This is a genomic window from Wocania arenilitoris (assembly GCF_021728535.1).
GTDB classification, from domain to species: domain Bacteria; phylum Bacteroidota; class Bacteroidia; order Flavobacteriales; family Flavobacteriaceae; genus Wocania_A; species Wocania_A arenilitoris.
This window is the reverse complement of record NZ_JAKKDU010000020.1, coordinates 37,790-56,196: the sequence shown is the minus strand read 5'-3', so window position 1 is coordinate 56,196 and position 18,407 is coordinate 37,790. Positions and strand designations below refer to the sequence as shown.

Annotated in this window: 19 protein-coding genes and 5 tRNA genes; 1 reads left to right on the top strand and 23 read right to left on the bottom strand. The window is 32.5% G+C overall.

The genetic code is table 11. The features are described from left to right. Positions 1-124 precede the first annotated feature (124 nt). From rplL to L3X37_RS14240, 23 genes are all read right to left on the bottom strand, one after another. Positions 125-502 (bottom strand): 50S ribosomal protein L7/L12, encoded by a 378-nt coding sequence (gene rplL, locus L3X37_RS14350; RefSeq protein WP_237240856.1) that lies wholly within the window; start codon positions 500-502, stop codon positions 125-127. A gap of 62 nt (positions 503-564) precedes the next feature. Further along, positions 565-1,086 carry a 50S ribosomal protein L10 gene (gene rplJ / locus L3X37_RS14345; protein WP_237240855.1) on the bottom strand — a complete coding sequence of 174 codons (522 nt, stop codon included), beginning with the start codon at positions 1,084-1,086 and terminating at the stop codon, positions 565-567. 20 nt (positions 1,087-1,106) lie between these two features. Further along, a complete protein-coding gene (gene rplA / locus L3X37_RS14340) occupies positions 1,107-1,796 on the bottom strand; it encodes a 50S ribosomal protein L1 (RefSeq protein ID WP_237240854.1) in 690 nt (229 codons plus the stop codon). A gap of 20 nt (positions 1,797-1,816) precedes the next feature. Then, positions 1,817-2,254, bottom strand: a complete 438-nt coding sequence (gene rplK, locus L3X37_RS14335; RefSeq protein WP_237240853.1) for a 50S ribosomal protein L11 — start codon at positions 2,252-2,254, stop codon at positions 1,817-1,819. Between the two features lie 71 nt (positions 2,255-2,325). Continuing rightward, positions 2,326-2,880, bottom strand: coding sequence for a transcription termination/antitermination protein NusG (gene nusG / locus L3X37_RS14330; protein WP_237240852.1), 555 nt, complete (start codon positions 2,878-2,880; stop codon positions 2,326-2,328). A gap of 9 nt (positions 2,881-2,889) precedes the next feature. After that, positions 2,890-3,084, bottom strand: a complete 195-nt coding sequence (secE, locus tag L3X37_RS14325; protein ID WP_237240851.1) for a preprotein translocase subunit SecE — start codon at positions 3,082-3,084, stop codon at positions 2,890-2,892. Positions 3,085-3,243: 159 nt separating this feature from the next. After that, positions 3,244-3,316 (bottom strand) — tRNA-Trp (locus tag L3X37_RS14320). Positions 3,317-3,383: 67 nt separating this feature from the next. Beyond that, positions 3,384-4,571, bottom strand: a complete 1,188-nt coding sequence (gene tuf / locus L3X37_RS14315) for an elongation factor Tu (RefSeq protein ID WP_237240850.1) — start codon at positions 4,569-4,571, stop codon at positions 3,384-3,386. A 69-nt stretch (positions 4,572-4,640) separates the two neighbouring features. Further along, a tRNA-Thr gene (locus L3X37_RS14310) sits at positions 4,641-4,712 on the bottom strand. Positions 4,713-4,808: 96 nt separating this feature from the next. Then, positions 4,809-4,881, bottom strand: a tRNA-Gly gene (locus L3X37_RS14305). A gap of 176 nt (positions 4,882-5,057) precedes the next feature. Further along, positions 5,058-5,139 (bottom strand) — tRNA-Tyr (locus L3X37_RS14300). 84 nt (positions 5,140-5,223) lie between these two features. Continuing rightward, positions 5,224-5,297: transfer RNA gene (locus L3X37_RS14295), tRNA-Thr, on the bottom strand. Between the two features lie 101 nt (positions 5,298-5,398). Further along, a complete protein-coding gene (hpf, locus tag L3X37_RS14290; RefSeq protein WP_237240849.1) occupies positions 5,399-5,701 on the bottom strand; it encodes a ribosome hibernation-promoting factor, HPF/YfiA family in 303 nt (100 codons plus the stop codon). Positions 5,702-5,737: 36 nt separating this feature from the next. After that, a complete protein-coding gene (locus L3X37_RS14285) occupies positions 5,738-6,628 on the bottom strand; it encodes a tyrosine-type recombinase/integrase (RefSeq protein WP_237240848.1) in 891 nt (296 codons plus the stop codon). Positions 6,629-6,765: 137 nt separating this feature from the next. Further along, positions 6,766-6,960, bottom strand: coding sequence for a 30S ribosomal protein S21 (rpsU, locus tag L3X37_RS14280; RefSeq protein WP_237240847.1), 195 nt, complete (start codon positions 6,958-6,960; stop codon positions 6,766-6,768). 433 nt (positions 6,961-7,393) lie between these two features. Then, positions 7,394-8,560 (bottom strand): acyl-CoA dehydrogenase family protein, encoded by a 1,167-nt coding sequence (locus tag L3X37_RS14275; protein ID WP_237240846.1) that lies wholly within the window; start codon positions 8,558-8,560, stop codon positions 7,394-7,396. Continuing rightward, positions 8,561-9,436, bottom strand: coding sequence for a ComEA family DNA-binding protein (locus L3X37_RS14270; RefSeq protein WP_237240845.1), 876 nt, complete (start codon positions 9,434-9,436; stop codon positions 8,561-8,563). It lies immediately after the preceding gene. 21 nt (positions 9,437-9,457) lie between these two features. Then, the gene (locus L3X37_RS14265; RefSeq protein WP_237240844.1) at positions 9,458-11,089 is read right to left on the bottom strand and encodes an alanine/glycine:cation symporter family protein; all 1,632 of its coding nucleotides are present in this window, start codon (positions 11,087-11,089) and stop codon (positions 9,458-9,460) included. Between the two features lie 109 nt (positions 11,090-11,198). Then, positions 11,199-12,212, bottom strand: coding sequence for a potassium channel family protein (locus L3X37_RS14260; RefSeq protein WP_237240843.1), 1,014 nt, complete (start codon positions 12,210-12,212; stop codon positions 11,199-11,201). Further along, positions 12,209-12,436 (bottom strand): PspC domain-containing protein, encoded by a 228-nt coding sequence (locus L3X37_RS14255; RefSeq protein ID WP_189360545.1) that lies wholly within the window; start codon positions 12,434-12,436, stop codon positions 12,209-12,211. The genes L3X37_RS14260 and L3X37_RS14255 overlap by 4 nt, the downstream gene beginning before the upstream one ends. Positions 12,437-12,480: 44 nt before the next feature. Further along, a complete protein-coding gene (locus L3X37_RS14250; RefSeq protein WP_237240842.1) occupies positions 12,481-13,752 on the bottom strand; it encodes a DUF2851 family protein in 1,272 nt (423 codons plus the stop codon). A gap of 536 nt (positions 13,753-14,288) precedes the next feature. After that, positions 14,289-15,647, bottom strand: a complete 1,359-nt coding sequence (locus L3X37_RS14245) for a pyridoxal-phosphate dependent enzyme (RefSeq protein ID WP_237240841.1) — start codon at positions 15,645-15,647, stop codon at positions 14,289-14,291. A gap of 265 nt (positions 15,648-15,912) precedes the next feature. Then, positions 15,913-17,148 (bottom strand): ABC transporter permease, encoded by a 1,236-nt coding sequence (locus tag L3X37_RS14240; RefSeq protein ID WP_237240840.1) that lies wholly within the window; start codon positions 17,146-17,148, stop codon positions 15,913-15,915. Between the two features lie 5 nt (positions 17,149-17,153). Here L3X37_RS14240 and L3X37_RS14235 point away from each other — a divergent pair, with 5 nt between their 5' ends. Beyond that, positions 17,154-18,404, top strand: a complete 1,251-nt coding sequence (locus tag L3X37_RS14235) for an exo-beta-N-acetylmuramidase NamZ family protein (protein ID WP_237240839.1) — start codon at positions 17,154-17,156, stop codon at positions 18,402-18,404. Positions 18,405-18,407 lie beyond the last annotated feature (3 nt).

Here is an 18,407-nt window from a genome sequence, read left to right as displayed (position 1 = left end):
AAAAACCAAAAAATTATTTGGTAATTACGAGTTTTTTTTTGTATATCATTATATACGCAAAATGGTTTAGGTCTTAGAGTGACATACTCCAGACCTAAACCTTTATGTTTTTGAGATGGTAAGCTTACTTAAGCTCAACCTCAGCTCCAGCTTCTTCTAAAGATGCTTTTAAAGCTTCTGCTTCATCTTTAGATACTGCTTCTTTAATAGCACTTGGTGCTTCATCAACTAAACCTTTAGCTTCTTTTAATCCTAAACCAGTTAATTCTTTAACTAATTTTACAACTGCTAATTTAGAACCACCTGCTGCTTTTAAAATAACATCAAATTCAGTTTGAGCTTCACCAGCGTCTTCTCCTCCACCAGCAGCAGGACCTGCAACAGCTACAGCTGCAGCTGCAGGTTCGATACCATACTCATCTTTTAATATAGTTGCTAACTCATTTACTTCTTTTACTGATAAGTTAACTAATTGTTCTGCGAAATCTTTTAAATCTGCCATTTTTCTATCGTTTTAATAATTTTTTAATAATATAATTGTAATAAAGTGCGTACTGTTTAATACTATCCTTCTTTTTCAGATAGTGTTTTAATTATTCCAGCTAATGTTCCTCCACTTGATTTAAGTGCAGAAATAACATTTTTAGCAGGAGACTGCAACAATCCAACAATCTCTCCTATCAATTCTTCTTTAGATTTGATATCAACTAACATGTCTAATTGCTCGTCGCCAATATAAACAGCTTCCTCAATAAAAGCCCCCTTTAATAAAGGTTTCTCTGATTTTTTACGAAAGGTTTTAATTAACTTAGCTGGTGCATTACCTGTTTCAGAATACATCACAGATGTATTTCCTTTTAAAACAGATGTAAGATCTCCAAACTCTTTATCTGAAGCTTCCATTGCTTTTTCAAGTAATGTGTTTTTAACTACTGCCATTTTTACGTTTGCTTTAAAAGCAGCACGTCTCAAATCTGAGGTAATTCCTGCATTTAATCCCGAAATATCTGTTAAATAGATATTGGTATTATTGGCTAATTCTGCAGTTAAGTCCTCAATTACTTGCGATTTTTCTTCTCTAGTCATAATTTAAAGTTTTAACTTAATTAACCAATTTTAGGATCAACAGCTATACTAGGGCTCATTGTAGAAGACATGAATATGCTTTTTACATAAACTCCTTTTGCAGTTGTTGGTTTTAGTTTCATTAATGTTGTTAATAATTCATTTGCATTACCTGCAATTTTATCAGCACTAAATGATGCTTTACCAATAGATGCGTGTACAATACCTGTTTTATCAACTTTAAAGTCAATTTTACCAGCTTTTACTTCGCCTACTGCTTTTGCAACATCCATAGTTACCGTACCAGTTTTAGGGTTTGGCATTAAACCACGAGGGCCTAACACACGTCCTAAAGGACCTAATTTACCCATAACACTTGGCATAGTAATAATTACATCTACGTCTGTCCAACCACTCTTAATTTTATCAAGATACTCGTCTAAACCCACGTAATCTGCCCCAGCTTCTTTAGCTTCTGCTTCTTTATCTGGAGTAACTAATGCTAATACTTTCACATCTTTACCAGTACCATGCGGAAGCGACACAACGCCTCTTACCATTTGGTTTGCTTTTCTAGGGTCTACTCCTAAGCGTACTGCTAAATCTACTGACGCATCAAATTTTGTATTAGTAATATCTTTTACTAATGCAGATGCTTCATCAAGAGAATATACTTTCCCTTTTTCTATTTTCGCTAAAGCTTCTTTTTGCTTTTTTGTTAATCTTGCCATTTTTTAATGTCTTTAATAGATTATGATGGAAATTTTCCTGTTACGGTTATTCCCATCGATCTTGCTGTACCAGCAACCATTCTCATAGCAGACTCAGTAGTAAATGCATTTAAATCTACCATTTTGTCTTCTGCAATAGTTTTAATCTGGTCCCAAGATACTTTAGCTACTTTTTTTCGGTTTGGTTCTCCTGAACCTTTTTTCACCTTGGCCGCTTCTAATAATTGTACTGCAGCTGGAGGCGTTTTTATAACAAAGTCGAATGACTTGTCTTTGTAAACAGAGATAACTACTGGTAATACTTTACCAGGCTTATCTTGGGTTCTAGCATTAAATTGCTTACAGAACTCCATAATGTTAACTCCAGCAGCACCTAAAGCGGGTCCAACCGGTGGCGATGGATTCGCTGCACCTCCCCGAACTTGTAACTTAACTACTTTACCTAATTCTTTTGCCATTTTTAATAATTTAGTTTGATATGCTTTTAATTGGAAGCAAAAACCATATCATTTATATAGTGTAACAATTATTATACTTTTTCTACTTGCATATAACTTAATTCTAACGGTGTTTTTCTTCCGAAAATTTTAACCATCACTTCAAGTTTACGCTTTTCTTCATTTATTTTTTCAATGGTACCATCAAATCCATTAAACGGTCCATCAATAACCTTAACAGTTTCTCCTTTAGTAAAAGGTATGGCAACATTTGCACTTTCTTCTACTGCTAATTCATCTACTTTACCTAACATTCTGTTTACTTCAGATTGTCTCAACGGCACAGGATCTCCACCTTTTGTTTCTCCTAAAAACCCAATTACATTGGTAACAGAACGTATAATGTGAGGAACTTCTCCAGTTAAATTAGCTTGAATCATAATATATCCTGGGAAAAACACTTTTTCTTTGTGTATTTTTTTTCCGTTACGAATTTGTATAACTCTTTCAGTTGGAACTAAAACTTGATCAACATAATCGCTAAGACCTAAACGAGCAATTTCATTTTCTATATAAGTTTTAATCTTGTTTTCTTGACCACTTACAGCACGAACAACATACCATTTTTTTTCACTTACTTCAGACATAATCTTTATTTATTTAATTAAATCAAAGTAAGCTGTTATCACCCTACTAAAAACTGTATCAACGCCCCAAATAGCAAGAGAAAATATAATAGAAAACACAGCTACTAAAACTGTTAAACTTTGTGCTTCTGCCCATGTAGGCCATGACACATTATTTTTTAGTTCTCCGAATGATTCTTTTATATAAGTTATAAATCCAGCCATTTTATTATTTTCTTTTAATTAAATTGAAATAATTTCAATCTATATTGCACGGGTTGGGAGACTTCCTTCGACAAACTTCGTTTGCGACTTTCAAAACAAAATATATTTTGCTTCTCAGTAATACTCAGTATAGACTTCTCGTCTCGCTTTTTCAATTTGCACGGGTTGAGAGACTCGAACTCCCGACACCTGGTTTTGGAGACCAGTGCTCTACCAACTGAGCTAAACCCGTAAATATAAGTCAAAAGGCATCACGTAAAAACGTGATACCTTGACTCTATATTTATTAAACTTTTATTTTAGTCTAAAATTTCAGTTACCTGACCCGCACCTACTGTTCTACCACCTTCACGGATAGCAAAACGTAAACCTACGTTCATTGCAATGGTGTTAATTAACTCAACAGTAATTGTTAAGTTATCTCCTGGCATAACCATCTCAACACCATCTGGTAATTGAATATTTCCTGTTACATCAGTTGTACGAACATAGAACTGAGGACGGTAATTATTATGGAAAGGAGTATGACGTCCACCTTCTTCTTTTTTAAGGATATAAACCTCAGCTTTAAATTTAGCATGTGGTGTTACAGAACCTGGTTTACAGATTACCATACCTCTTGATATTTGAGTTTTCTCAATACCTCTTAGTAGGATACCGGCGTTATCTCCAGCTTCACCTCTATCTAATATTTGACGGAACATTTCTATACCAGTAATAGTAGATGTTAATTTCTCTGCACCCATACCTATAATTTCTACAGGATCTCCTGTATTAGCAATACCTGTTTCAATACGACCAGTAGCAACAGTACCACGACCTGTAATAGAGAATACATCTTCGATAGGCATTAAGAAAGGCTTATCAACCTCACGTAATGGCTCTTCAATCCAAGTATCACAAGCTTCCATTAATTCCATAACTGTATCAACCCATTTTTGCTCACCGTTAAGTGCACCTAAAGCTGAACCAGAAATTACTGGACCGTTATCACCATCGTATTCGTAGAAGTTTAATAAGTCTCTAACTTCCATATCAACAAGCTCTAAAAGCTCTTCATCATCAACCATATCTACTTTGTTTAAGAAAACAACGATACGAGGAATTCCTACTTGACGACCTAATAAGATGTGCTCACGAGTTTGCGGCATAGGACCATCAGTAGCAGCTACTACTAAAATTGCGCCGTCCATTTGCGCTGCACCAGTTACCATGTTCTTTACATAATCGGCGTGACCTGGACAGTCAACGTGTGCATAGTGACGATTTTCTGTTTGATATTCTACGTGAGATGTATTAATTGTAATACCTCTTTCTTTTTCTTCTGGAGCGTTATCAATTTGATCAAAATCTCTCGCTTCTGATAAACCTGCATCAGCTAATACTTTAGTAATAGCAGCAGTTAAAGTTGTTTTACCGTGATCTACGTGTCCAATAGTACCAATGTTTAAGTGTGGTTTTGAACGATCGAAAGTTGCCTTTGCCATGTTTTTTAAATAATTTAATCTTAGTTATATAATAATATTAGTGTGTCCTAAATTTTAGCTTTAAAATAGAGCCAATGACGAGATTTGAACTCGTGACCTCTTCCTTACCAAGGAAACGCTCTACCCCTGAGCTACACCGGCGTAAAGTTTTTATTTCCTATCCTTTTAAAAAACAATCTTTAATTATTGATTGTACTATTTTAAAAGAAGAGATTCCTGCCTTCGCAGGAATTTTAGAGCGGGAGACCAGGTTCGAACTGGCGACATTCAGCTTGGAAGGCTGACGCTCTACCAACTGAGCTACTCCCGCATTTTTTTGATAAACTTACATTTACCAAGGTTTCAAAATTTCAACAAAAAATAAAAAAAAAAAAAATGGATTAACTCCTGTTAGTCGTTGATCCTGATTGGTTACCCAATCCAAATAATTTAAAAACATCATTTTACAAAAGCGAGCTTTTGACAACTCTTAATTTAAATTATTTGTGGGGAGAGCAGGATTCGAACCTGCGAAGACGTAGTCAGCAGATTTACAGTCTGCCCTCGTTGGCCGCTTGAGTATCTCCCCAATTATTTTTTACTTTTTTAAAAGAACGTTCTCAAAACAGGTTTTTTTTCTACTTTAAGACCCCTGCTTTTGCAGGATTTTAAGAGCCGATGGAGGGACTCGAACCCACGACCTGCTGATTACAAATCAGCTGCTCTAGCCAGCTGAGCTACATCGGCTTTTTTTACATTTTTTACGCATAAAAAAAGCCCGCTATTTCTAACGGACTGCAAATGTATAGATTTTTTATTTTATTCAAAACATTTTTTGAAAAATTTTATTATAAATGTGCTCTTAATTTTTCTTTTCGCTTTTTTAGCTGTCTTTCTAATGATGATACTGCCATATCTGCTCCTTCTTCAAAACTTTTACATTGTTTTTTTACTACAAAACTATCTCCTGGAACACTCACTCTTGCTTCAAATACTTTATTTTCTTTATCGCTAGTGTTCTCTATTTTTAAATAAACATCAGACTTTATAACTTTATCATAAAACAAATCTAACTTATCCATTCGTTTTTGAATAAAATCTATTAATTTTTGATCTGCACTAAAATTAACTGATTGTGTGTTTACCTTCATACTTTTATTTTTTGGTTAGACAATAAAACTCTTATTCTATTTTTCGCTTCTTGGGTGTGCTTTTACATGCACTTTTTTTAGTTCGGCTATACTATTGTGTGTATAAACTTGTGTTGCTGCTAAACTTGAATGCCCTAAAAGTTCCTTTACCGCATTTAAATCGGCACCTTGATTAAGTAAATGAGTTGCAAATGAATGCCTTAATATATGTGGACTCTTTTTTACCTTGGAAGATGCTAAACTAAAATACTCATTTATTATTCTGTAAACAAGTGTTTCATATATTTTAATTCCTTTTTTCGTTAAAAATAAAAAATCAACATCCATAATGTTTTCTAATTTATTTCTCGAAATTAAATACTTACTTATGGTTTGCACTACTGAATTTAATAACGGAACGATGCGCTCTTTATTTCTCTTCCCGAGCACTTTTAACGTTTTATTATCTAAATTAACACTTGTTAGTTTTAACTCTACTAATTCTATGCGCCTTATTCCTGTTGAGTAAAATAATTCTATGATGAGTTTGTTACGGATGCCTTCAAAATCATTTTCAAAATCTATATCATTTAAAACCGTCATTATTTCGTCTTCAGAAAAAGGCACTTGAATCTTTTTGCTTGTTTTTAGGGCTTTGTGTTTTGCAAGTGGGTTAGTTATAATATCACCTGTTTTTAAAAGGAATTTAAAATAGGTGTTTAAGGCTGAAACTTTACGATTTATACTTCTGTTGGAGAGTCCATTTTCTACCATGGAAACTATCCAACTTCTTATTTGAGGATAATTAACCTTATTGATGGTATTAGTTCCGTATTCGGTTTTTATAAATTCGTAGAAACTTTCTAAATCGGTTTTGTACGCATTTACGGTTAATGCAGAATAGTTTTTTTCTAGCAATAAATAATCTGTAAATGATTTGAAAGGCAAAGTTTAAATTGATTAGATCGTTAGACTAGATTAGTTAGATTTTCTCTACTCCAGATAAAAGTACAACCTTTTTATTTAATAATGAAGCAAAAAAAATCCCGCTATATGCAGGATTTTTGTTTTATAAGTAGCAGATGCTATACTTCTTCTGCATCTCTTAACCTTTGTATGTACTGTGCTTTTTGAATTTGAGCTCTACGTACTACAGAAGGTTTTTTAAACTGCTTGCGTTCTTGCAATTGGTTTTTAATTGTTGTTTTTACAAACTTACGTTTGTAACGTTTTAACGCTCTATCTATATTTTCTCCTTCTTTTACTGGTATTATTAACATAGTGTCTTAACCTCCTCTCTTTTAAAATTTTCAGGGTGCAAATATAAAAAGTAATTTAAATTTTACAATTATTTAGATTGATATTTTTTTGGTCAATTTTATATTTAAGTTTTGACTTTGTTAGAAAAAATGATAACTTCGTTTAACGGCTGATATAAAACATTAAAACGATTTCATATCAGTTGAACGTTAAACGAACCTTTCTAAAAAATAATTTCTTTTTGATTAATCACAAAAACTAGCAAACAAGTGCGTTAGGGATTGCAATGGAAATTCTTTTTGTGAAGCACGAGCAAAAAGATTGTAATGTAAAGCCCGACCCGTTAGGGTAACGCCCAACTTCTCGATAGTTCTGTTGAGCTTGGCGAAATACAATTTAGATAAAAAATAGAAATCACTCGAAGTGACGATTAATTAATAATTATAGACTTATTTAAGTTGCTGATTTATACTCCTTTTTATCGATAATAATTTTGGCTAATATCTCGCAGAGTATCTCTGAGGTTCCTCCTCCAATTGGTCCTAATCTGCTATCGCGTAAAAGTCTTGCCATTGGGTAATCTTCCATATAACCATAACCGCCTAAAAACTGAAGGCATTGGTAGATAACCGCGTCTGCCATTTTTGTAGATTTAAGCTTAGACATAGTGGCTTCTTTTACCGCATACTCGCCTTTACTTAGTTTGTAAGCTACTGCGTAGTTATACGTTTTACAGATTTCCATATCGGCATACAATTCAACTAGTGAGTGCCTTAACGCTTGAAACTTATTTATTGTTTTACCAAAAGCCATACGCTGGGACATGTATTGCTGTGCATACTCCAAAGCATATTCTGCTCGTGCATGTGCATTAACACCCATAACTAAACGCTCTAAAGAAAAGTGCTGCATAATGTATGGGAAGCCTTTATTTTCTTCGCCCAATAAATTGCTTGCTGGCACTTTTACGTTATCGAAAGCTATTTCTCCAGTATCAGATGCTCTCCAACCCAACTTATCTAATTTGGTTGCCGATACGCCTGGTGCTGCTCTATCAATAACAAAAATGCTAATCCCTTTATTACCTATTTCTGGAGTTGTTTTAGCTGCAACTACCAAATAATCACTACTAACCCCGTTTGTTATAAATGTTTTTGAGCCATTAATAATATAATGGTCTCCATTTTTAACAGCCGTAGTTCGCATACCTGCTACATCGCTACCGCCAAAGGGCTCTGTTATGCATAGGCAGCCTATTTTATCACCCGAAATACTTGGAGCTAGGTAACGCTCTTTAATATCTTGACTTCCTTCTGCGTTAAGATGCGTCATCGCTAAATAACAGTGCGCCCAAATTGCTGCAGCAAAACCACCAGAATTTATTTTTTGAAGTTCTTCTAGAAGAATAACGGTATAGAAAAGGTCTAAATTTAACCCACCATAAGCTACAGGATAATTGATGCCAAAAAAACCCATATCTCCCATTTTTTTCCAAATAAAGCGTTCAATATTTCCATCGTTTTCCCATTTTTCTATATGAGGAACTACTTCTTTACTTAAAAAATCTTGTAAACTTTTTCTAAATAGTTGATGCTCTTCGGTGAAGTACATTGAATTCATTTAATTTTCTTTTTCAAGATGCAAATATAATTTAATTATCTCTATTTTATTTACAGGAAAGTCTTTAACTTTTGTTAATTCATCTAATGCCTTATAGCCATCTCTCAATTTTCTTTGCTCAACTATTTGGTACGCTAAATCGTAATCGATATGTTGAATGGTAACAAGCTCTTCAATATCAGCTTTATTTACATTAATTTTTTTGATGCTTCGTGGTGTTTTAACGGTAAACTCCTCTGTGATTTTCTCTATGAGTTCTGGTGTTAACCCGTAAACATCTTGCAGCTGAATATCGGCTATAAAACCGCCGAGGAATTTATTCCTAAAGTTCACAATTCGTTCTGAGTAATATTCGCCAACACCTTTTACTTTTTGCAATTGCTTTACTGTTGCCGTATTTAAATCTTGTTTTTGGGCGAAGGTTTTTGGTGTATTATTATAGAATGTTGAATTGGTTTTAGACCTAGGATTTGCCACCCAATCTGGAAATTTAAAATATGGAGAAATGGCTTTTAAAAGCGAATCTGATATTTTAGTAATCTGCTGAAATTCTTTTGTAGAATTAATCCATTTATTATATTTTCTAAACGCATGTAATCTATCTATTTCTTCATTCGACATACCTAATGAAGCTCCTTTATAATCGGTAATATAATTGGGGTTAAATGAAAGTTGTTTTGGCTTTCTTTCTTGTAGTTCAATAACTTTTAGTGAATCAATTTCTTTTTGAAATTTGGCAAGTTCTTCTTGATTTATTACAATGTTTTTTGGCTGTTTATTAATAAAAAAACAAACACATTGCAATATTATTATAAGTAGTATTAATAAAAAAATCCCATTTCGTTGCTCTTTAGAAAACGTGAAATAGGATTTCATTTTTATTTGCTTTTTATGTTATTATTTCTCTTTGCTGGTTCTTATAGCTCCAAGATACTTCCCCATTTCTTCTCTTACTTTAGGAAATAAGAAAAATAGACCAATCATATTTGGGAATACCAATGCAAGAATCATAGCATCAGAAAATTTAATTACGGCATCTAACGTAGCTGCTGCTCCAATAACAATAAAAATTAAGAATAATACTTTATAAACAGTATCTGCTGTCTTCCCCTTTCCGAATAAATATTTCCATGATTGTAAGCCATAATAAGACCATGAAATCATGGTTGAAAATGCAAACAAAACAATAGCTACTGTTAGTATATAAGAGAATCCAGGAATTACAGAATCAAAAGCCATAGAGGTTAAATCTACACCTCCAATTGAACTTCCGTCCGAGTTTAAAACTACATTGCTAGCACCATCTCCTCCATATTGAAAAACACTTTGCATGTTTCCGCCATCAATATTAAAAAAGATAATAACTAAAGCTGTCATTGTACAAATAACAACCGTGTCAATAAATGGCTCTAGAAGCGCCACAACACCTTCTGATGCTGGGTAATTAGTTTTAACTGCTGAGTGTGCTATTGCAGCAGAACCTGCTCCAGCTTCGTTTGAAAACGCTGCACGTTGAAACCCTACTATTAAAACTCCAACTAAACCTCCAAGTCCAGCCATTGGAGTAAATGCTCCTTCAAAAATTAATGTGAAAGCTAATCCTATATCGCTTATGTTTGCAAAAATAATTACTAATGCAGCAAGCACATATATTCCTGCCATAAAAGGCACAATTTTTTCAGTAATACTTGCTATTCTTTTAATACCTCCTATAATAACTACACCAACTAAAATGGCTAAAATTACACCAATCACAAATCCCATAGAGCCTCCTTGAAGTCCTAACATTGATGTTAACTGAACTGTTGCTTGGTTAGATTGAAATGCGTTACCACCACCAAAAGAAGCTCCAACACAAAGTATAGCAAATAAGCCTGCGAGTACTTTACCTATTGCTGAAAAACCTCTTTCTTTAAGCCCTTTAGACAAATAATACATTGGACCTCCATAAACAGTACCATCTGCTCCAACATCTCTATATTTTACACCAAGTGTACACTCCACAAATTTTGTAGACATACCTATTAAACCACAAACAATCATCCAGAAGGTAGCTCCGGGACCACCAAGTGCAATAGCTACAGCTACACCAGCAATATTACCTAAACCTACAGTACCAGATACTGCTGTTGCTAAAGCTTGAAAGTGACTAACTTCTCCTTCTTTACTCTCATCACGAATAGTATCTGGAATATCACCATCAATTGCCATATCTGGATCTCCAGATGCATGCCCCCCTTCTATTTCATCAAATTTCCCTCTAACGGTATTTATTGCTAATCCAAATTTTGTAAAACTTGGAAACTTAAAAAATATAGTAAAAAAGGTTGCTCCGCCTACCAAAAGTAAAACAACAAAAGGCACATTGTAAGCCCCTATTGGCACCGTAGAAAGAACAAAGCCTTCCCACCAAGTAGCAACTGGCATAAACGCATCGTTTATCTTTTCATCTATACCTTTTTCTGCTTCTTGAGCAAATGTTAAAATTGGTAATATTAATGTAAAAACAGAAAGAAGGGATTTCTTCATAATTGTATATTGTTAGTTAGTTTTATTAAAAAATTTAGGTGCTTTAAGCTAGCAAGATGCTAAAAAAAAATCATTTTATAAAATATACCTCGTTAAAATAGAGAATCCTTTAATCTATATTGTAAACAGAATTAAGCTTATCTATTTGCTCTGGGCGACCTAAAACTATTATTTTCGAATTAGGTTCGAGTTTCATTTCGGCTTCTGGATTTACCAAATATTCTCCCAATTGATTTTTATAACCAATAATTGAACAACCCGTTTTTTTACGTAAATCTAAGTCCTTAATAGTTTTAACATCGTTAGTTAATTTTTCAACTGCTATTTCTTCTATGTTAATGTTAGATTTTCCAACTATTGAAAGATTATCAACAAATTCCATTAATCCTGGCACAACAACCAATGAGGCCATGTGGTCGCCTCCAATTTTATCTGGTAAAATAACATTATTAGCTCCTGCAAGTTTTAATTTTTTATAAGATGTTTCTTGAGATGCTCGACTTATTATATTTATGTTTTTATTAATTTGTCTTGCTGAAAGAACGACAAACAAATTATCGGCATCGCTTGGTAGTGCAGCTATTAAACATGATGCTCTATCAATACCAGCTTGCAATAAAGTTTCATCTTCACTTGCGTTTCCTAAAACAAAAGGTGTTTGGTTATTTTCAATTTTATCAACCAATTCCTTGTTCTTTTCTATAATAACAAATGGCTTATTATAGGCTAATAATTTAGTTGCAGCTTGTCTGCCATTTCTTCCGTAGCCACAAATTATAATGTGATTTTTTAAACTATCAATCATTTTCTGCATCTTTTTTTGTTTTAATTTTTCTAAATCATTTTTACTTAAAATATATTCGGTAATTACAGACAAGGCATACCCTAAAATAAAAACGCTTGTTAAAATTAATGATATTGTAAATATTTTAGTGGCATCGTCTAGCGGATGTACTTCTTTAAAGCCAACTGTGGTAATAGTTATTACAGTCATGTAAAGCGCATCAATCCATGTATAGTTAGACATAGATTTATAACCAACAACCCCAACAAGCAATAATAAAACTAGCAAAATTACTGCTGTGTAAATTTTAGTTCTAAAAATTTTAAATAGTGGATTCATAAATCAAAAACCGATGAGCGTTTTGTATAAACTAAATCTTTAATACGCATCCAAAATGCCAAAAATAAATATAGTGCAAAGCCAAAACCAACAGTTACAAAAGTAAGATACATAAAAGATGTACGTACCACTTTAGCTCTAATACCAAACCTATCGGCAATACGCTGGCAAACATAATACCCATGTTTTTGAAAAAATAATAATGGTTTGTAGATGTTATTCATGTTGCAATTTAACACTTACTTTTTTAGTTTAAAAGTTTCTAAGTTTATTTGTTTAAAAGTGTATTACCAACAGCACATTGTAAGCATGCATTATTATTACAATATTCATTTTTTAGTTGGAGTAACCCTTGCGATTGTAAAGCAGAAGCTGACACTTTTTTTAATGAATTAAATTTTTCGATAATGCTATTTTTTTCTGAAGTTATTTGCTGAATTAATTTTATAATATCTTCTTCTATTTGTTTACATTGATACTTTGCATAAGCAAATTTTATTGGAATAATGGTGTTAATCATCAATAAATCTATAAATGCTATTGTGAGTTGTTTTTTTGATTTTTTTGAAACCTTATCGAAGGTGTAATGAAACTCCCAAAACGGCGACGTTTCTATCGAAAAAAGCAAATAGAAATCTTTAATGGTATTTAATTTATTAATTTTTGAAAACAAATTTTGTTCTTTATAATACAAAGTTGCTAACTGGGATAAACGAATAGTTGGAAAATTTGATGGTCGTAGTCTAAAAAATTGAATAGGCGTAATGCTTTTGTTGGATAATTTAAATTTCTGTTTTAAAAATTGATATTCTTCAATTAAACTTTGTGAGTAAGGATCTTGAACTTCTGCATTTAATAAATCAGCTTGACCAAAAAATAAAGCCTCTAAACTGGTTTGATTGTTTTGTAATTTTCTAATTACTGAAAAATCTGTTGAATTTGCCAAACTTAAAAATGCATCAGCGTTAACTTTAAGTCCGAAATTTTTAGTAAGCATTTTAAACAAAACGGCTTCCCAATCATTTTTTGATGTTTTTAATAGTTTATCTATATCTTCAGCCTTTCGTTCTAAACGCTCAAAATACAAACGTTCTAACCAATTTTGGACTATAAAATCATCAACACTATTAAAATCATTTTCACAGTTAATCCATTTTTTAGTTTTAGAAAATAATTGCTGATAATTATTTAAAGCCGATTTAGAGACACAATTCTTTAATTCTAAAGTTGGAATTGTTGTGTTATCTTTTCTGTAAACATTAGTATCGTGTTCCCAAACCACATGTAAAATAACATTATCGTAAGCCTTATCTTGCTCATGATTATGTAAAAACCAATCGGAAGATTTTATATGAATTTCTACATTACCAGCCCAAAGTTGGTTATTAATTTTAAGTTGTGCATTAAAAAAATCTGGGCCAGAATTTGTGTTGTGCTGACCAACTGAAACTACAACAATATTCTCTCCACTTGTAGTTTTTAAATGATTAGTTTTAAATTTTTTAAGTTGCCATATATGGTTTAGAAAATCTTCTTGCATGCCACTAAAATAAAAAAATCATAGTAAAAAACGATTAGGATTTCCGTTATTAATTGTTAGTTTATTTTTTTAAGTTTTCAGATAATAAACAACAAGCTTCATTTGCTCGAATCTCCTAGAGCTATTACAAAAAATTATATTAACTCGGTTATGGCTTGGGTTCTGGTTACACAGATTCGTTAATCCCATTTCCTGATGCAAAAAAGAGAGCGAACTCCTTTTGATTTATGGAAATATGGAGGCAAAGGAAAATCTTCGTTTATAAATCCAAATTTTCCTATGGAATGGTAAGAATGGCTTAGTTTTAATAAAAAAATATGAAATGGCAAGAAATACAGGTTTATTTATTAGTAATGATGGTGTCATACTAATTAACAATCAGTGGTCAATACTTATTGATCGAATTAAGGAATTGATATCATCTATAAGAGTAAAGAAGATCAAAACCATAATCAAATCAAAAAATTGCAAAAAAAGACTATCTTTTCATACAGTCTCATTTCACTCACTTATAAACGAACCTGAATTTTCAAAAACTACAAAGCACTAATAATATCGTACTTAGTAATAATTTGATGAACTCCATCATCTAGCTTAACTAAAACCGCATTATTATCTCTGTTGAATAGTTTAGAAATATCTTCGATAGCTGTATTTTTACTAACTACCGGAAATGGTTTATTCATTACCTCTTTTATTGGCAAATCTGAAATATCTTTATTTTCAATATACATACGTAGCAAATCTGCTTCATCAATAGCGCCAACAAATCCTTCAGAATCTTCAACTGGTATTTGAGATATTTTATACTTTTTCATGCGCTCTATAGCATGTGATACTAACTCTTCTGTTTTTACAGTTACCAAATCTTGATTTTTAGTATTTTTAACAAGGTCTTCGGCGGTGGTGTTTTCATCTTCTATAAATCCACGTTCGCGCATCCACTCGTCGTTAAACATTTTACCTACATATCTGCTTCCATGGTCATGGAACAATACCACCACAACATCATCTTTTGTGAAATGTTCTTTTAATTGCAAAACACCTTTAATGGCAGAACCTGCCGAATTACCTAAAAACATACCTTCCTCTTTGGCTAATTTTTGTGTGTATATAGCTGCATCTTTATCGGTTACTTTTGTAAACCCATCAATAATAGAAAAATCTACATTTTCTGGTAAGATATCTTCGCCAATACCTTCTGTGATATATGGGTAAATTTCATTCTCATCGAACTCCCCTGTTTCATGATATTTTTTAAATACCGAACCATAGGTATCTACACCCCAAACTTTAATATTTGGGTTTTGTTCTTTTAAATATTTACCAACACCAGAAATGGTGCCTCCAGTACCAACGCCAACCACAAAATGCGTGATTTTACCATTGGTTTGTCTCCAAATTTCTGGACCTGTACTTTCGTAATGTGCTTTGGCATTACTAGGGTTATCATATTGATTTACATACCAAGAGTTTGGTGTTTCTTGGCTTAATCGTTTTGAAACAGAATAATAGCTTCGTGGATCTGTTGGTTCTACGTTTGTTGGACATACTATCACTTTTGCACCTACGGCTCGTAAAATATCCATTTTTTCTTTGGACTGCTTATCGCTAATTACAAAAACACATTTGTAACCTTTTACAATAGCTGCTAAGGCTAAACCCATACCGGTATTACCCGAAGTGCCTTCTATAATTGTGCTCCCAGGTTTTAAACGACCGTCTGCCTCTGCATCTTCAATCATTTTAAGAGCCATTCTATCTTTTGTAGAATTCCCAGGATTAAAGGTTTCGTATTTTGATAGCACTAAACACGGTAAGTTTTTAGTTAGAGTATTTATTTTAACCAGTGGCGTATTACCAATAGTTTCTAATATATTTTTTGCGTAATCCATGATATATTTACAGTGCAAATTTAAGGTTTTACTACGATTATTTTTATAAGTTAATGTTAATAATGCGAGTTCTAGTTTGCGTTAACGATTGAAAGGTTTGACTGCGCTCATCGCAGGCTAAATGTTTGAAATCCTTTTTGCTTTTTTTTTGCAAAAAGATTGAATAGTAAAAGCGTGTTAAAACGCCCAAAAAGATTGCCTCTTTCCCTTAAACTACAGGTTAATAATTTTCTAAAATATTAATTTTCAGAAGTTTTCTTTTAAATTATTCAAACCGCATTGCTTTTACTGGCGATATTTTTGTAATAATGTAAGATGGCACTAAAAGCATGAGCAAACAGAGTACGAGTGTGCCAATGTTTAAAGCTACAATATAGCCAAAACTAATAAACACTGGTGCTTCGGTAACATAATACACACTTGGATCGAGCGGAAATAGTTTGAAATATTTTTGGGCAAACAATATGCCTAAACCTAAAATATTACCCCACAACAAACCTAATAAAATAAGGTATGAGGCGTTGTAAATAAATAGTTTACGAATACTAAAATTAGTGCTACCTAAAGCCTTTAAAACACCTATCATTTGGGTGCGTTCTAGTATTAAAACAAGCAAAGCAGTTATCATATTAATACCCGCCACAAGTATCATGATAACAATAATACCATAGATGTTTTTATCGAAAATTTTAATCCATTCTAAAATTGAATAGTATTTTTCGGCTATGGTTTGTGTATTTAATGTTGATGGCGTATTTTTATAAATTTCGATACCTTTTTGTTGCAACTCACTATAATCGTTAATAAAAACTTCGAAACTACCAATTTGATCCTTTTCCCATTTATTAATGCGTTGTAAATGACGAATGTTTCCTATTAAATATTGTTTATCAAATTCTTGAAATCCCGAATTATAAATACCAACTACAACGCATTTAACCCTACTTGGTATATTATAAGGGTCGTCTTTAGTAAATAACATTTGAAAGTCGTCGCCTATTTTGTATTGCAATCTATTTGCTAAATATTGAGATATTAAAACTTCTTCACTCCACTTTTTGCTAAAATCTGGTAATCTTCCTTCTACTAAAAAATCTTTAAAATAGCTCCAGTTGTAATCTAATCCAACCCCTTTTAAAATAGCAGCTTCCCAAACGTTTTCGTCTCGAATAACACCATATTTTGTTGCTACAGCTTGAATATGATTAATCCCTTCAACCAATTTAAAATCTGGATAAAACTCTTGGTTTTTAGATATTGGGACTGCGCTTTCTTGCGAATTATTACTATCGTAATTTGTTATTGTAATATGCCCGTTAAACGCCACTACTTTATCGCGTATTTTTTGTTGCAAACCAATACCTGTAGCTATAGCAATCATCATTACCACAATACCAATGGCAATAGCTGCAATACCAATTTTTATTATTGGAGCAGATATGCTACTTTTATACGCTTTACTTCCAATAATGCGTTTAGCTATAAAAAACTCGTAATTCAATTTATATGGTATCGTTTAATGTTTTCAAAAATACAGTTTTATTATTTGTTTTAGTAATGATTTCTTGCGGAAGTAAATCGAAACCTAAAGATAATTTAGGTACTAATCAAGATGAGATTCTGAAACAAGTTAAGAATGACAAAAAAATTATTGTTGGTGCAAATCAAACTAAAAATTATTTAACCTTATTAAAAGGAAAGCGTGTTGGTGTTGTTGCAAATCAGACTTCAGTAATTTTTAAAGATGAATCTAATAAAATCTACACACACCTTGTTGATTCTTTAATGGCTTTAAATATTGATATTAAAAAAGTATTTGCTCCAGAACATGGTTTTCGTGGTAATTTTGATGCTGGCGAATCTGTTAAAGATGATATTGATACAAAAACTAATTTACCTCTTATTTCACTTCATGGCAAAAGCAGAAAACCATCTAAAGAACAACTTGAAAATATCGATATTATGATTTTTGATATTCAAGATGTTGGTGTTCGTTTTTACACATACATTTCTACATTACACTATATTATGGAGGCTTGTGCTGAAGCTAGTACTCCGTTATTAATTTTTGATAGACCAAATCCTAATGGACATTATGTTGATGGCCCAACCTTAAAGATTGAAAACAAAAGCTTTTTAGGCATGCACCCCATCCCTTTAGTACATGGTATGACAATTGGCGAGTATGCAAAAATGGTAAATGGTGAAAATTGGTTAACAAAAGCATTAAAGTGTGACATTACCATTATACCTGTTAAAAACTACACACACGATACCTTTTACAGTTTGCCTATAAGACCTTCACCTAATTTACCAAACGATCAATCTATAAAGCTATATCCAAGTTTAGGACTTTTTGAAGGTACAACTGTTAATGCTGGTCGTGGAACAGAGTTTCAATTTCAACGTTATGGCGCACCTTTTTTAAATAAAAAAAAGCTTAAATTTACTTATACACCTGTTGAAAATTTTGGTGCTAAAAATCCAAAACACAAAAACGCATTATGCTATGGCGAAGATTTAAAAGATGAAACTATTAATGGTTATATGACCTTAAAATGGATTATAAAAGCTTATAAAAATTCAACCGATAAATCTTCATTTTTTCTTACTAGCGGATTTACAAGACATGCTGGAACAGACAAACTACAAAAACAAATTGTTGATGGATGGACTGAAGAAGCCATAAAAGAAACATGGCAAGATGACTTAAAAGCGTTTAAAAAGGTTAGGGCAAAGTATTTAATTTATAATTAACTT